This window comes from Mesorhizobium sp. M8A.F.Ca.ET.218.01.1.1, from assembly GCF_004791165.1.
Lineage (GTDB): Bacteria > Pseudomonadota > Alphaproteobacteria > Rhizobiales > Rhizobiaceae > Mesorhizobium.
Genome location: NZ_SRUZ01000120.1, coordinates 1 through 334 on the forward strand (window position 1 = coordinate 1; position 334 = coordinate 334).

General features: G+C 67.1%; 1 pseudogene. It reads left to right on the forward strand.

Features of this window, described 5'->3' with window-relative positions:
* Positions 1 to 334 (forward strand): annotated as a pseudogene (locus EN861_RS34655) (hypothetical protein); the annotation flags it as partial.

The following is a 334-nucleotide window of genomic DNA, read 5'->3' on the forward strand; positions in this document are numbered from 1 at the left end:
CGGTCGACTTCCGCGACGGACTGGTCGATGCCGACTTCAACATGATCCGCGAGGTCGGCGAGGAGACCGGGCTCGACCTGTCGAGGGCGGAACGCGGTCAGCGCTATCACGCGCTGTCGACGGCGAGCGGCACGGTGATCTTCCGCCGCTACCGGGTGGCCGAACATGCCGATGATCTGGCGCGGCGCATCAGCGCCTTCGTTGCCGCCGAGACCGAGCCGGAGATCGAGGGGCCGGTCATCATCCGCGATGCCGATGACCTGCCGGACGGCCTGATGGGCCACATGAAGCTGCTGATCGAGTGGCACTTTGCTGGCAGCGACGCGGATCTCTG